Source organism: Amycolatopsis sp. NPDC059235 (assembly GCF_042754125.1).
Lineage (GTDB): Bacteria > Actinomycetota > Actinomycetes > Mycobacteriales > Pseudonocardiaceae > Amycolatopsis > Amycolatopsis albidoflava.
The window spans coordinates 33,460-47,030 of the sequence record NZ_JBHZAG010000041.1; the positions used below are offsets into that span (position 1 = coordinate 33,460).

Annotated in this window: 14 protein-coding genes; 4 read left to right on the forward strand and 10 right to left on the reverse strand. The window is 68.4% G+C overall.

Going from position 1 to position 13,571, the window contains the following annotated elements:
* Positions 1-21: 21 nt before the first annotated feature.
* The 3 genes from ACFXI3_RS25145 to ACFXI3_RS25155 all read right to left on the reverse strand — a co-directional run bounded on the left by ACFXI3_RS25145 (position 22) and on the right by ACFXI3_RS25155 (position 2,474).
* Entirely contained in the window at positions 22-660 is a 639-nt protein-coding gene (locus ACFXI3_RS25145) for an RloB family protein (RefSeq protein ID WP_344281341.1), read from the reverse strand.
* Positions 661-665: 5 nt separating this feature from the next.
* Positions 666-1,946, reverse strand: a complete 1,281-nt coding sequence (locus tag ACFXI3_RS25150; RefSeq protein WP_378402586.1) for an ATP/GTP-binding protein — start codon at positions 1,944-1,946, stop codon at positions 666-668.
* 114 nt (positions 1,947-2,060) lie between these two features.
* Positions 2,061-2,474 (reverse strand): MarR family transcriptional regulator, encoded by a 414-nt coding sequence (locus ACFXI3_RS25155; protein ID WP_344281346.1) that lies wholly within the window; start codon positions 2,472-2,474, stop codon positions 2,061-2,063.
* Positions 2,475-2,533: 59 nt separating this feature from the next.
* Here ACFXI3_RS25155 and ACFXI3_RS25160 point away from each other — a divergent pair, with 59 nt between their 5' ends.
* The 4 genes from ACFXI3_RS25160 to ACFXI3_RS25175 all read left to right on the forward strand — a co-directional run bounded on the left by ACFXI3_RS25160 (position 2,534) and on the right by ACFXI3_RS25175 (position 5,869).
* Positions 2,534-3,052 carry a DUF6790 family protein gene (locus ACFXI3_RS25160; protein ID WP_378402588.1) on the forward strand — a complete coding sequence of 173 codons (519 nt, stop codon included), beginning with the start codon at positions 2,534-2,536 and terminating at the stop codon, positions 3,050-3,052.
* A 41-nt stretch (positions 3,053-3,093) separates the two neighbouring features.
* The gene (locus tag ACFXI3_RS25165) at positions 3,094-4,689 is read left to right on the forward strand and encodes an FMN-binding glutamate synthase family protein (protein WP_378402590.1); all 1,596 of its coding nucleotides are present in this window, start codon (positions 3,094-3,096) and stop codon (positions 4,687-4,689) included.
* A 392-nt stretch (positions 4,690-5,081) separates the two neighbouring features.
* Complete coding sequence (locus tag ACFXI3_RS25170; protein WP_344281352.1) at positions 5,082-5,456, forward strand: STAS domain-containing protein; 375 nt, start codon at positions 5,082-5,084, stop codon at positions 5,454-5,456.
* Between the two features lie 2 nt (positions 5,457-5,458).
* The gene (locus ACFXI3_RS25175; protein ID WP_378402592.1) at positions 5,459-5,869 is read left to right on the forward strand and encodes an ATP-binding protein; all 411 of its coding nucleotides are present in this window, start codon (positions 5,459-5,461) and stop codon (positions 5,867-5,869) included.
* A gap of 195 nt (positions 5,870-6,064) precedes the next feature.
* Here ACFXI3_RS25175 and ACFXI3_RS25180 read toward each other — a convergent pair whose 3' ends face one another.
* The 7 genes from ACFXI3_RS25180 to ACFXI3_RS25210 all read right to left on the reverse strand — a co-directional run bounded on the left by ACFXI3_RS25180 (position 6,065) and on the right by ACFXI3_RS25210 (position 13,542).
* Positions 6,065-7,678, reverse strand: a complete 1,614-nt coding sequence (locus tag ACFXI3_RS25180) for an AMP-binding protein (protein WP_378402640.1) — start codon at positions 7,676-7,678, stop codon at positions 6,065-6,067.
* Between the two features lie 407 nt (positions 7,679-8,085).
* Entirely contained in the window at positions 8,086-8,505 is a 420-nt protein-coding gene (locus ACFXI3_RS25185) for a contact-dependent growth inhibition system immunity protein (RefSeq protein ID WP_378402594.1), read from the reverse strand.
* A gap of 125 nt (positions 8,506-8,630) precedes the next feature.
* Entirely contained in the window at positions 8,631-10,760 is a 2,130-nt protein-coding gene (locus ACFXI3_RS25190; protein ID WP_378402596.1) for a transglycosylase domain-containing protein, read from the reverse strand.
* Positions 10,761-10,805: 45 nt separating this feature from the next.
* Positions 10,806-11,627, reverse strand: a complete 822-nt coding sequence (locus ACFXI3_RS25195; protein WP_377870688.1) for an ABC transporter permease — start codon at positions 11,625-11,627, stop codon at positions 10,806-10,808.
* Entirely contained in the window at positions 11,587-12,384 is a 798-nt protein-coding gene (locus ACFXI3_RS25200) for an ABC transporter ATP-binding protein (protein ID WP_378402599.1), read from the reverse strand. The genes ACFXI3_RS25195 and ACFXI3_RS25200 overlap by 41 nt, the downstream gene beginning before the upstream one ends.
* The gene (locus ACFXI3_RS25205) at positions 12,381-12,836 is read right to left on the reverse strand and encodes a MarR family transcriptional regulator (RefSeq protein ID WP_344281370.1); all 456 of its coding nucleotides are present in this window, start codon (positions 12,834-12,836) and stop codon (positions 12,381-12,383) included. The genes ACFXI3_RS25200 and ACFXI3_RS25205 overlap by 4 nt, the downstream gene beginning before the upstream one ends.
* A gap of 70 nt (positions 12,837-12,906) precedes the next feature.
* Positions 12,907-13,542, reverse strand: coding sequence for a LysE/ArgO family amino acid transporter (locus tag ACFXI3_RS25210; protein WP_378402601.1), 636 nt, complete (start codon positions 13,540-13,542; stop codon positions 12,907-12,909).
* Positions 13,543-13,571 lie beyond the last annotated feature (29 nt).

Consider the following 13,571-nt stretch of genomic DNA (forward strand, 5'->3'; position numbering starts at 1 on the left):
CTGGTGGTTCGCTCTGTGCCGTCAGGGGCAGTCAGGGCCAGCCGCAGGCTGGTCGCCTTCGACGGCGTGCAGGAACGCGTTCATGCCGGACGACGGGTTGTCGTGCGGAAATCTCGTGCCGTCGCGGCGATGACGCTTCTCCAGGACGACAGCGCGGCGTACGGCTTGCGTGCGCAACGGCAGGTACTGGGAAGCGTCGATGCTTTTGCCCGCCCGCTTGTCCAGCGCGCGGCTCGCCCGCTCGATGTCCGCGGTCGTGCAAAACTTGTCGAAGTCTTTGTGGTGCAGCACCAACCAGATTTCAAAGCACGGGTTCGAGATGGCCAGGCCGATGCCGTGCTTGCGGGCCAGGGAAACCGCGGTTTCGAGGTGCGGGTGATTTCTGGGCCATTCGACGTCGAAGATGCACCAGCACTCGTCGATTTCAGGATCCTTGCCACGCTCGACCGCTAGCCGAACGAGCGTGAGCGGCACTCCGTGCTGGGGATGCAACTCGAGGTTCAGCGCGACGTCGCGAGCGATGTGCGGAAGCCGCTTCAATCCGTTGACATAGTCCGGCTCTGAGTTCTTTCCTTCGGTGAAGACCGCGATTGTCCGCCGCTCCGGCCGCTTCGCGGTAGCACGCTTCAGTGATTTGGCTTGTGTTCTGCGGGGAGACAATGCCGTCAGCCGATCAGTCCGAGCGAGCGGAGGAAGTCTGCTTGGTCCACTTGCGGAAGTGCTCCGAATCGGCCGTGCAGATAGGCGGTCTCCAGGTTCTGCGACTTGCGGACTCGCTCTCCGGCGAATTCGGCGAGCGCTCCCAGCCGGGTGGCGCCGCGCGAGTTTTTCTCGGTGAGCCAGACCTCGTCCCGGTTGAGATGGTTGAGCAGGTTCGTGTCGTGGGAGGTGAAGACAAGCTGGGCGCCAAGCGGGTTGGTGCCCGGGTCGTGGAACAGTTGGACCAGCTGCGCGGACAGTGTCGGATGCAGGCTGGCGTCGAGTTCGTCGAACAACAGCAGAGATCCCTCGTGCAGTGCGGTCAGAACCGGGCCGATGAGATGAAACCAGGTTCTGGTTCCATCGGACTCCGCCGCGAACTCCAGCGACGCACGCTCGTCGGCGATGCGGTGCACGAGCCGGATTCGCCGGCTGAGCGGTTCGAGTCCCGTCTGGCCCGGATCGATCACGACGTCGTCGATGCCCAGGTCCGCGAGCCGCAAAAGCGCCAGCGCGCGTTCCCGGTCACTGTCGCTCCGGACATTCGGAAATGCGCCTTCCTCGAAGAGGGACGGTTGGTCGGATTCCTGGAAGAACCGAAAGGTCGATCGCAGCTGATGGGTGGATGGCGGCCTCCCGTCGCGATTTCGTGCAGTGCCGTGCCTGCGGACCGGCCCGAGGGTTTGCGTGCGCACGATTGTCCGCGAAAAGTCGGAAACCAGCGGCTCGTCGAATCGGCGTGCGATGGACAGGGCCAGCGTTCGCTCGGTCAGAAGCTCTCGGGTTCCGGAAAGCTTGCCGAGTCCGCGCTGGAGCTTCAGTTCCTGGCCCTCGCGCTCGAAAATTCGGCGCCGCTTCTTTTCCGGGTAGTGGAAGAGTCCCTCGTAGCGCACCTTGGCGGCATCCAACTCGAGCACGTACTCGAACCGTACTCCGTCGATCGTGGACTCCACTGTGAACTGGCTGGGAGCGGTGGGGCCGGTGCCGAAGGCGAACGGCTCGACCGGGATCTCCTCGTCCCATGTCCGCAGGGAATGCTGCACGGCGTCGCGAAGCCAGGCGAAGGCCGCGATGATGTTGGACTTTCCGGATGCGTTGGGGCCGAACACTGCTGCCACCGGCAGCAGGCTTTCGCCGAGCAGCGGCTCCTCCCTCGCGGCTTCGCGGTCCCGGTCGATCGCGACCATGGACAGCTCCACAGGGTCGTCGATCGACCGGTAGTTCGAGGCCTCGAAGCGGATCAACATGGACTCAGCATAGCTCCCTTCTCGCGGTAATGTTGCAGGAAGGACCCTGATTTCGTCAGATCAAGACGAATATGACCCTCTGTCGACACCTGTGGCGTCGTCAGGTTAGTCGGCTCAGGACAGCAGTTCCGCGAGCCGCTCGGTGTCGCGCAGGTATTGCTCGTACGGAAAACCCGCCTTCAGCAAGGCCTCGCGGAACTCGTCTCGGAGCGGCTTTCCGGTGTCGTGGAAGGCCGCGCGGCCCGCGTCGGTGAGGGTGACCAGCCGCCGTCGGGCGTGTTCGGGGTCTTGGCGCACCTGCACGAGCCCGGCCGATTCCAGGGGGCGCAGCGCGCGGCTGATCGCCGGGTCGGATACCGACATCGCCTGCGCCAGCTGATGCTGCGTCGCGGGTTCGATGTCTTCCACTGTGCCCAGCAGTCGGAGCTGGCTGTACGTCAATCCGCCTGAGCCGTCCGCGCGCTGCCGCGCGGCTTCGCCCAGGAGGAACACCACTCGATGCAGCGCTTCGGCAAGTCCGTCGTCCACGAGGGCGAGCCTACCAGGAGTGTTGACGAGTTAATATTAACTATGCAAGACTCATCGGCATGGAGATCCCTTACGTCGCTCAGACCCTGTTCCCCCTGATCTGGCCGCTGATCGCGGTTGTCGGTGCGCTGGTCCGCATCCGGAAGAGCCCCTCGCCGCAGGCCAGACTCGAAACCTGGCAGCGGTGGTGGGCCGTCGCCGCGCTCGGGTGCGGCAGCTTGTGGATGGTCCTCGCGTTCCTCGGCGCGCCGGGCGTGATGGCCGAGACGATCGGATTCGCCCCGTCGGCGTTCCAGTTCGAGATCGCGTTCGCCAATCTCGGGCTCGCGGTGATGGGCTTCCGCGCCGCCTCGGCCTCGGCGACCGCCCGGGAGCGCATCACCGTCGGCCTCGGGGCCGGGATGTTCCTGTGGGGCGCACTGATCGGGCACGTGTACCAGTGGTTCGCGAACGGCGACCACGCGCCGGGCAACACCGGCGGCGTCCTGGTCTGCGACCTGCTGTTCCCGGCGGTGCTGATCGTCCTCGCGGTTCGCTCGAAGCGGCTGGCCGCGGTCAAGCAGCCGGAGCTGGTCTAGCCGACCTGCGCGGCTTGGCGGCGGGGTTTAGTTTTTACGCCGTGGCAAGACTCAGTGTGGTCCGATTCGGACTGGTCGCGGGGCTGGCCGTGCTCGCGGCCGGGGCAGTGGCGCTCAGCGCGGCGGTGTTGGCGTGGTGGTGGTTCCTGGCGGCGCCGTTGCTCGTGCTCGCGGCGACCGGGGCGTACGACGTGATCCAGCGGCGGCATTCGGTGCTGCGGAACTATCCGGTGCTCGGGCACCTGCGGTTCTTGCTCGAAAGCATCCGGCCGGAATTGCAGCAGTACTTCGTGGAACGCAACTTCGACGGCCGCCCTTACGACCGCGACGTCCGGTCCATAGTGTATCAACGCGCCAAGGGAACGGCCGCGGAGGAACCATTCGGCACCGAGCGCGACGTGTACGCCGAGGGATACGAATTCCTCGTCCCGTCACTCGCGCCGGTGCCGGTTCCGGATACTGCGCCGCGGGTCCGGGTCGGCGGGCCGGACTGTACCCGGCCGTACGAGATGGCTTTGCTGAACGTGTCCGCGATGAGCTTCGGTTCCTTGTCCAGCAACGCAATACTCGCGCTGAACCAGGGAGCCGCCCGCGGTGGTTTCGCCCACGACACCGGCGAGGGCGGGCTGTCGGAGTATCATCTCCGCGGCGGCGGCGACCTGATCTGGGAAATCGGCACCGGGTACTTCGGCTGCCGAACCTCGGACGGCGATTTCGACCCTTCGACCTTCGCTGACAAAGCCGCGCATGACTCGGTGAAATGCGTTTCGCTCAAACTTTCGCAAGGCGCTAAGCCCGGGATGGGCGGGGTGCTTCCGGGAACCAAGGTGAACGCGGAAATCGCCCGGGTGCGCGAAGTTCCTTTAGGGGAGACCGTGGTTTCCCCGCCGTATCATCGGGTGTTTTCGACGCCGCGGGAGCTGGTGCTGTTTATTGCCCGGATGCGCGAGTTGGCCGGCGGGAAACCGACTGGGTTCAAACTGTGTGTCGGTTCGCGGGCGCAGGTGCTGGCGGTGTGCAAGGCGATGCTGGCTGAAGGGGTCACGCCGGACTTCATCGTGGTCGACGGCGCGGAAGGCGGCACCGGCGCCGCTCCACTGGAGTTCGCGGATCACCTCGGCACGCCGCTCACCGAGGGTTTGCACACTGTCCACAACGCACTGGTCGGCACCGGATTGCGGGACCGGATCCGGCTCGGGGCGAGCGGAAAGGTCGCGACAGGGGCGGACGTGGTGAAGCGGCTGATCCAGGGCGCGGACTACACGAACGCGGCGCGGGCGATGATGTTCGCGGTGGGGTGCATCCAGTCGCAGCGGTGCCATACGAACAAGTGCCCGGTGGGGGTCGCGACGCAGGATCCGCGCCGGGGGCGGGCGCTGGACGTGGGGGACAAGACCGAGCGGGTGCGGCGGTATCAGGAGGCCACGGTCGCCTCGGCGATGCGGATCATGGCGGCGATGGGGGTTTCGGATCCGGCGGAGTTGACGCCGCAGTTGCTGCGACGGCGGGTTGATGCGCGGACGGTGCTGTCGTATGCGGAGTGGTACGACTGGCTGTCGCCGGGGGAGTTGCTGGGGGAGCCGCCTCGTCAGTGGGCGGAGGAGTGGGCCGCGGCCGATCCGGACCGGTTCTCCTGAGTTCTCCCGAGCGGGGGATGGTGTGCGACAGTCCATCGGCTGGCTGACGGCGAGTCGGACACGCGGCCGCGCGGATGGCTGAGCACCGGCAAGCCCGCTCGCGGTACCGCGCCCGCACCTGAAAACCTCGACTGGGGTCGGGCACGTCGGCCGCGCTCGCGGCATCGGGTTCCCGGCAGGCGTGATGGGGCAATCGTTCCTGGCGGATCCCCGTGATCCCGTCGAGGCACCAGGTTCGGTCAGGCGCTCGGGTTGACGTGCGGTTCACCGCAAGTGGCGTGCGCCGGACCCGCTGATGGCCGAGCGGAGGCGCGGCCGGGCGGGGGTCTCGCGTAGGGGCCGACCGGCGGTCCGCTGGCGATCCGTCCTCTGATCGGGCAGGATCGGGGGCCGTGGCTTCGGCAGACGGGCAGGACATGGGCGACCTCGAGGTTTCCGTCCGGTGGCGGGGACCGGCTGCGGTCGTGACCGTGGGCGGGGAGATCGATCTGGTCACCGCGCCGGAACTCGGCGAGTTCGTGGGCGGGGTGCTCGAGCGGGAGCCCGGCGTGCTGGTCGTGGACCTGCGCGCGGTCGACTTCCTCAGCTCGTCGGGGCTCCAGGTGCTGGCCGGCGCGCATCGCCAGCTCGACGCGGGCGCGTTGCGGGTGGTGAGCACGTCCTCGATCACCTCGCGGCCGTTCACGACCACCGGACTCGACGAGTGGATCTCGCTCTTCCCCTCGGTCGACCAGGCGCTGGCCGGGGTGGCCGGAGCGGGCGGTTGACCATGGACGTGCAGGAGGACACCCGCGCACTGAGCTGTCACGGGATCGTGGCGGAACCGGGGGCGTTGCGCGCGTTGCGGCACCGGTTGCTGGCGTGGGCGTTGGAGTCGGGCATCCCGGACGACCGGGCGCACGACATCGTGCTGGCCGGGTACGAGGCGCTGGCGAACGTCGCGGATCACGCGTATCCGGGGGAGCCCGGGCTGGTGGATCTCGACGCGGTGTGCCGGCCGGGCAGCGTCGAGGTCGTGATCGCGGACCACGGCGAGTGGCGTCCGCCGGACGACGCCGAGGACGATCCGGTCTCGGTGCGCGGACGCGGGTTGCTGCTGGTGCAGGCGACGGCGGACCGGGCGGATGTGCGGACCAGCTCGGACGGCACGGTGGTCACGTTGGGATGGCAGCTGGACTGAGGACCGGTTTCGCCTGGTTCCCTCGGGGCGGGCGACGGTTGCGGCTGGACCAGGATCGGCTGGACGGGCTGGGTTTCGGCGGGCGGGCCGAGGAGCGCGGCATGGCGGTCGCATTGCGACGGCAGCTGGACCGAGGCGGTTCGGTTGAGGCGAGCGAGAATCCGGTTTCGGTGAGCGGGCCAGCGCGCGGAGAATTCAGCTCACCGGTTCGGCGGCGCGCCGTCGCAGCAGGTACCGCTGCACCTTCCCGCTCGGGTTGCGCGGCAGGTCCGGGATGAACTCCACCCGACGCGGGTATTTGTACGGCGCGGCAAGGGATTTCGCGAACTCCTGGAGTTCCTTCGCCTTCGCTTCGTCGCCGAGAACGCCGTCGTTGAGGACCACGTAAGCCGCGACAATCGAGCCCCGCGCGTCGTCCGGGGCGGCGACCACGGCGCACTCCAGCACGTCCGGGTGGCGCAGCAGCACCTCCTCGACCTCGGGACCGGCGATGTTGTAGCCGGACGAGACGATCATGTCGTCGCTGCGGGCGCGGTAGTGGAAGTAGCCGTCGGAGTCGCGGACGTAGGTGTCGCCGGTCAGGTTCCAGCCGTCCTCGACGAAGACGGTTTGCCGGTCGTCGGCCAGGTAGCGGCAGCCGGTCGGGCCTTGGACGGCCAGCCGGCCGGGGGTGCCGTCGGGGACGGGGCGGCCTTCGTCGTCGACGATTCGCGCGCGATAGCCCGGGACGGCGCGGCCGGTGGCGCCGGGGCGGGCGTCCTTGTCGGCGGCGGAGATGAAGACGTGCAGCATTTCGGTGCTGCCGATGCCGTCGATGAGCCAGTGGCCGGTCGCCTCGTGGAAGTCGGTCGCGACGGATTCGGGCAGTGCCTCGCCTGCCGACACCGCGCGGCGCAAGCCGGACAGCAACCGGCGGCGATCGGACGCCAGGATCGCCCGGTACGCGGTGGGCGCGGTGAACAGGACGGTCACGTGGTGCTCGGCGACGAGGTCCGCCAGCTCGGCCGGGGTGGCGCGTTCGATGAGCAGCGTCGCGGCGCCGGCGTGCAGCGGGAACACCAGCAGGCCGCCGAGACCGAAGGTGAACGCCAGCGGGGGTGTGCCGCAGAACAGGTCGGTTTCCTGGGGTTTGACCAGGTGCCGGGAGAACGTGTCGGCGATGGCGAGCAGGTCGCGGTGGAAATGCATGGTGGCTTTGGGACGGCCGGTGGTGCCTGAGGTGAAGGCGAGGAGGGCGACGTCGTCCGCGGCGGTGTCGACGTCCTCGAAGGTCTCGGGGCGGGTGGCGCAGCGGGCGGCGAGGTCGTCGGGAGTGTCGCCGCCGTAGAGGACCATCGGGAGATCGAAGGGCTGAAGTTCTTCGGGGTACCGGTGGTCGCAGAGGGCGATGACGGGCGAGCTGGCTTCGATGATCTTCGACAGCTCGTGCGCGCGCAGCATCGGCATGGTGGCGACGGCGACCGCGCCCGCTTTCAGGACGCCGAGCCAGCACGCGGCGAGCCACGGCGTGTTCGGCCCGCGCAGCAGCACGCGGTTCCCCGGCACGACGCCTTGCGCGGTGAGCTCGTGGGCGATCTGGTTGGCGCGGGTCAGAAGCTCGCCGTAGGACCAGGATTCGGTGGGGGACAGCAGCGCGGGACGGTCCGCTCCCCAGCGCGCGATCGTGTCGTCGAGCAGGCGAGTGGCCGCGTTGAGCCGGTCTGGGTACTGCAGTTCGGGCAGGTCGAACCACAACCGCGGCCACTGCTCGAACGGCGGGAGGTGGTCCCGGCAGAACGTGTCGACATGCGCACTCGGCTGGAGCTGCACCACGTGCCCCCAATTCAGACGACGGCCATTCACGCGTCCAGCTACTGTAATACGTTTTACGACCGTCAGGAAGACGCAACATCAGACGGCGCTCGCGGGGGCACGGAGCGCAGTCGGGACCCGGTTGGTTGGGGTTGCGGGCGGCTCTGGAACGGGGTGGTGGCCGGGCGCGGAGCTGCTCGAGGAATGCGGCCATCCGGTCGGCGAGCGAAGATCGCGCTGCGGGGCACGGCTGGTTGCGGACTTCGGGCGGGCTGCGCGGAGTGCCCTGGCCGCAGGGGGCCTCGCACCGGGCCGCAGCTGGTGCGAACTTCGCGGTGCCCGGGCAGGGGCGATTGCGGTGCGCAGGCCGGGGGCCAAGCTCTCGGCGCGGCCGCAGGTGGTCGGGCGGACGCGGATTGTGCCGGTCAGGAGCGGAGTTGCTCGCGGAACTTGGCGATGGGCTCGCGGAGGAGATGGTCGAAGTCCTCGGTAGAGGTGTCGATCGCCGCGATGACGCGTTCGAGCCGCTCGAGGTGGTCTGGGCGGGCGTGCCAGTGGGACGGCGGAACGCGCAGCGCCGACGCGAGAAGGTCGCCGGGATAGAGATCGCCTTCGCAGAGCGGGTCCTCCTCCAGCATCGTCAGCGCTCGCGGCAGGAGGACCGGCACGCCGACGTCCTGGCCGAGCAAGAGGCGGAGGTCCTCGGCGGTGAGCAGGCCGATGGGCTTGCGCCGCAAGCGATGCACGGTTTCGATCAGCCGGGTCGCGTCGGCGGGCGGGTCACCCCAGTCGGAGTTTTCGATCCGCTCCAGCGATGAGGCAGACCGGTCGGCTCGTCGGGACATGGCTCGATCACTCCCTGCCGGCGAGGATTTTCGCAGCGCGCGACAGGGAGAAGTCCGTGAGGGGAACCCCGAGGGAATCAGAGTCCCTCAGGGTTCCCCTCACGGCGCGCACAAAACAGAGCGGATCAGGCGTGGGCGTCCAGGTAGGCCGGGTCCGGGGGAGGGATCGGGACGTCCGGTTGTCCGGCCAGGAGCTGGTTCATCGCGGTGAAGTACGGCGGCGCGGCGACCGTGCCGCCGAACGCGCCGTGGCCGCAGTTGCCAAGGTGGACTGGGGTGCCGGGGCAGATTTCCTGGGGGTGGGGGCCGTCGGCGAAGACCATGGAGGACACCGCGTAGTGGTCGACCCCGCCGACGAACGCGACGGATTCGCTTTCCTGCGTGGTTCCGGTCTTGCCGATGTCCGGGTGGGTCCATCCGGCCGACTGGGCCGCGCGGGCGGACGTGCCGACGGTGGTGTCCTGGCTCAGCCCGGCCTCCAGCGTGTTCGCGACGCCGGGCGGGATCACTTGTTCGCACGCCTGCTGGTGCAGGGAGACCGGCTGGCCGTGGCGGTCGGTTACGGACAGGATGGGGTCGGGCGGGCACCACATGCCGCCGCTCATCAGGGTGGCCGAGACGTTCGCCATCTCCAACGGGCTAACCGGGCTGTTTCCCAGCGTGAAGGACAGCAGGTTCTGGAAGTACTGCGACTGCGGTTCGTTGTATTGCGGGTTCTTCGACCGCGCGTCGGACGGGTCGGTGATCGGCTTGCTGCCCGCGTCGTTGGTCGCCATCGTGTTGCGCAGGCCCAGTTTCCGCGCCATGTCCAGCACCGCGGGCATGCCCACCTGCGCCTCCAGGCCGACGAACGCGACGTTCGGCGACGTCGCCAATCCCGTGGCGAGAGAGATCGGGTTCGGGTAGCTCGTGCCGTCGTTGCTCACCGGATAGCAGTGCGTGTACCGGTTCATGTTGGGCGGGTTGAAACAGTCGCTGAACGGGTTCGTCAGCGGCGTGTTCAGGCCCGCTTTCCCGGTGACCATCGCCGCGGCCGAGGTGAAGATCTTGAACGACGAGCCGGCGCCGAACTTGTTGCTCGCGTCGGCCACGATGTTCGTCGACGTCTCGCCCTGGTCGGGATCGGTGCCGTAGTTGCGGTTCGCGACCATCGCGAGGACCTGGTGCCCGTCGCTGCCGGGCTGCACGATCGCGAAGGTGTTCGCGACGCCGTCCTGGGTGGTCGGCACGTTCGCGTTCACCGCGTCCTTCGTCACCTGGCTCACGTGCGGGTCCATTGTGGTCTTCACGGTGTACCCGCCGGTGTCGATCTGGTCGGCGGTGAGCCCGGACTGCACGAGGTAGCGCACCGCGTACGCGCAGAAGAACCCGGCGTCCGGGGCCGCGCCGAGGCAGGTGCTCGACGGCGCCTGCGGCCGCGAACCGCTGAGGCCCAACGGAGTCGCCTTCGCGGTCGCCCCGTAGGACGCCGGGATCGAGCGCGCGGACACCATCGAATCGATCACCAGATTGCGCCGTTGGAGCGCCTTGTCCGGATGCGTGTACGGGTTGTAGACGTTGGGGTTGTTCACCATCCCGGCCAGCAACGCCGCCTGCGGCACGGTCAGTTTGTCCGCTGTCGTCCCGAAATACGCCTGCGCGGCGGCTCCGACGCCGTAGACCGTGCCGGTGTACTCGACCACGTTCAGGTAGTCGGCCAGGATGTCGTCCTTGGACACGGTCTGGCTCAGCTGCACGGCGATCTTCGCCTCGCGCAGTTTGCGCGCCAGCGAATCCTCCTGATCCCGTTGCTGCGCCGCCTTGTTGTCGCGGTCCACGACGTTCACGAGGTAGTTCTTCACATACTGCTGAGTGAGCGTGGACGCGCCCTGCAGATTCCCGCCGGAACTGTTGTGCACCGCGGCGCGGAGCATGCCCTGCGGGTCGACGCCGCCCTCGCTGTAGAACCGGCGGTCCTCGATGTCGACGATCGCGGCTTTCATCGCCGGGGAGATCTGCCCGGAAGTGACCGGAATGCGGTACTGCGCGTACAAAGTCGCGATCGTCCCGCCGTTCCGGTCGGTGACCGTGGTGACGAGCGGCGGCTCCGCGTGCACGAGATCGGCGGAAATGGAGTCGACGGAATCGCTCACCTGGTTGGACAGCACGCCGGCTCCGATCGCGACCGGGGCCAGCGCGCCCGCGACGAGAATCCCGGCCAGCACGCACAATCCGAGGAACGGGGCTATCCCCCTGCGACGAGACACGGTTCCCACGTTATGCCTGTCCTCGTGAGAAACCGGTGTGCGGACGAGGGTGTTTCATCGAGCCAACCTTCCGAGCAGAGCCGAAGCGACCGCGATCGCCAACGCGGTCGCACCCACTAAGACGCCGAAGTCGGCTCCGAGGTTCGCAGGGGTGCCGATCAGGAGTCCCCGCAAAGCGTCGACTTGGTAACTGAGCGGGTTCGCGTGGCTCAAAACCTTGAGCCAGGACGGCATCAGGTTCACCGGATAGAGTGCGTTGGACCCGAAAAACAGCGGCATCGTGATCGCCTGGCCGATGCCCATCAGCCTTTCGCGCGAAAGCACCAAACCGGCGATAACGATCGAAAGACAGCAGAAAAAGGCCGAACCGAGCACAACGGCCACCGCGGTGCCCAGCAGCCGCAACGGATTCGCGGTGAGCCCGACGCCGAGCAGCGCGGCGAGAATCACCACGATGAACGCCTGCACGAGCGCGCGCACTCCGGCCGCGAACGCCTTGCCCGCGACCAGCGCCGCGCGCGGCGTGGGTGTGACGAGCAGCTTCGCGAGGACACCCGCGTCGCGCTCCCAGATGATCTGGATGCCGTAAAAGATGGAGATGAACAGCGCGGACTGGGCGAGGATCCCCGGCGCGAGATAGTCGAGGTACGGCACCGATCCGGTCGGGATCGCGCGCAGCCGGGTGAACGTTTCGCCGAAGATGAGCAGCCACAGCGCGGGCTGGATCGCCCGGGTGAGCAGTTCGGTCTGGTCGCGGCGGAGTTTCTGCAGTTCCACCAGGCACATCGCGCCGATCCGGGAGAACAGCACGCGCAGCTGTCCCAGCGGGCCGGGGTCAGCCGAGACGGCGGGCGGTGCGGCGAGCGGCACGGACATCGCGGATCCCTCCTGTGTCGAGCGCGTTCCCGGTGACGGTCCGGAAGACGTCGTCCAAAGTGGACTCCGGGCCGAGCCCGGCTTCGAGGTCGGCCGGGGTGCCGAGCGCGCGGATCCGGCCGGTGTGCATCAGCGCGACGCGGTCGCAGTACTGTTCGGCCTCGTCCATGTAGTGGGTGGTGACGAGCACGGTCATCCCGGTTTTGGCGCGGATCTCGGAAATCCGTTCCCAGACCGCCGAGCGCGCCACCGGGTCGAGGCCGATGGTCGGCTCGTCGAGGATCAGCAGACGGGGCGAGCTGACCAGCGCCTGCGCCAGTTCCAGCCTGCGGATCATGCCGCCGGAGTAACGCCCGGCCGGACGGTCCGCCTCGCTCTCCAGCCCGACCAGTTCGAGTGCTTCGCGCACTTGTGAAGCGCGCTGACCTCGTGGCACGTCGAAAAGCCGGGCGAACAGCGACACGTTCTCGCGGCCGGTGAGCGCGCCGTCGGCGGAAAGTTGTTGCGGGACATAGCCGATCAGCCGGCGGACGGCCATCCGGCGGCGGGCGACGTCGAGCCCGAAGACGCTGATGCGGTCCGCGGACACGGGCAGCAGCGTCGTGATCATCCGGATCGTGGTGGTTTTCCCGGCTCCGTTCGGGCCGAGGAGGCCGAAGACTTCGCCGGGCTCGATGGCGAGATCCACGCCGTCGACCGCGACCGTGGTGCCGAAAGTGTGCCGCAAGCCAGTGCAGCGGACAGCCGGTTCGCTCATGTCGTCGCCTCCTTGAGGACCTCGGTAAGCCGTTCGAGAGCGGGCAGCGCGGCGACGATCGCCGAGGTGTCCTCTTCGGACAGCTGGGTGAGCGCGGCGGAAACCAGGCCGATGCGAGTACGCCGCCAGGCCGCCATCCGGTCCCGGGCCGCGTCGGTGAGCTGCAGCCGCGCGGCCCGGCGGTCGGCCGGGTCGACTTCGCGGCGCAGCAGGCCCGCTTCGGTGAGCACGTTCACGAGCGTGCTCACCGAATTCCCGGCCAGGCTCAGTTCCCGGGCCGCCGCCGCGACGCCGATTCCCGGGTTCCGGTGCACCACGCGCAGCAGTTCCACCTGCGAGCCCGGCAGGTGCGGGCCGGGCAGTTCGGCGCGCACCCGGCGGCGCACGACGCGGCGTACGCCCAGCACGGCGGTGAGGACGCGTTCGGCGAGGTCGATCCGGGGAGCGGGCATGCCGCCAAGTTAGCTCTGACTCAGAGTCATTAGCAACACTAAATGTCTCGTTCGCCGGAAGCCTGCCGGTTCATCCCCGGCGCAGAAGCAGAGCGACGCCCAGCGCGATCATCGTCGCCGCGATCACGCCGTCGAGGATCCGCCAGGCCGCGGGACGGGCGAAGACGCCGGACAGCCGCCGCGCGCCGAGGCCGAGGGCGCTGAACCAGACCGCGCTCGCGACCACCGCGCCGATGCCGAACAGCCAGCGGCTGTCGCCGTGTCCGGCCGCGACGGAGCCGACGAGGAGAACGGTGTCGAGATAGACGTGCGGGTTGAGCCAGGTGAGCGCGAGGCAGGTGAGGAGCGTGCGTTTCGGGGAGCTCAGGTCCGCGGGCGAGACGGTCAGCGTGCCCGGCCGGAAGGCGCGGCGCGCGGCGAGGATCCCGTATCCCACAAGGAAGAGCCCGCCGACGATGGCGATCGCCTTGATCCCTGACGGCCACCGCTGCAGCACCGCCCCGATCCCGCTTACCCCGGCGGCGATGAGGATCGCGTCGGACAGCGTGCACACGAGGATCACCGGCACGACGAGCCCGCCGCGCAGTCCTTGGCGGAGCACGAAGGCGTTCTGCGCGCCGATGGCGACGATGAGGGACATGCCGGTGCCGAACCCGGCGCTGAGCGCAGCGATCACCTGGTCGACGTTAAGAGCCGGGCCGACCATTATTCCAGGTAAAGATTCTGAACTAAGAT

Coding starts and splice junctions, on each gene's coding strand:
- ACFXI3_RS25150 (WP_378402586.1), bottom strand. CDS start 1,946: ATGTTGATCCGCTTCGAGGCCTCGAACTACCGGTCGATCGACGACCCT.
- ACFXI3_RS25160 (WP_378402588.1), top strand. CDS start 2,534: ATGGAGATCCCTTACGTCGCTCAGACCCTGTTCCCCCTGATCTGGCCG.
- ACFXI3_RS25175 (WP_378402592.1), top strand. CDS start 5,459: ATGGACGTGCAGGAGGACACCCGCGCACTGAGCTGTCACGGGATCGTG.
- ACFXI3_RS25185 (WP_378402594.1), bottom strand. CDS start 8,505: ATGTCCCGACGAGCCGACCGGTCTGCCTCATCGCTGGAGCGGATCGAA.
- ACFXI3_RS25195 (WP_377870688.1), bottom strand. CDS start 11,627: ATGTCCGTGCCGCTCGCCGCACCGCCCGCCGTCTCGGCTGACCCCGGC.
- ACFXI3_RS25200 (WP_378402599.1), bottom strand. CDS start 12,384: ATGAGCGAACCGGCTGTCCGCTGCACTGGCTTGCGGCACACTTTCGGC.
- ACFXI3_RS25205 (WP_344281370.1), bottom strand. CDS start 12,836: ATGCCCGCTCCCCGGATCGACCTCGCCGAACGCGTCCTCACCGCCGTG.
- ACFXI3_RS25210 (WP_378402601.1), bottom strand. CDS start 13,542: ATGGTCGGCCCGGCTCTTAACGTCGACCAGGTGATCGCTGCGCTCAGC.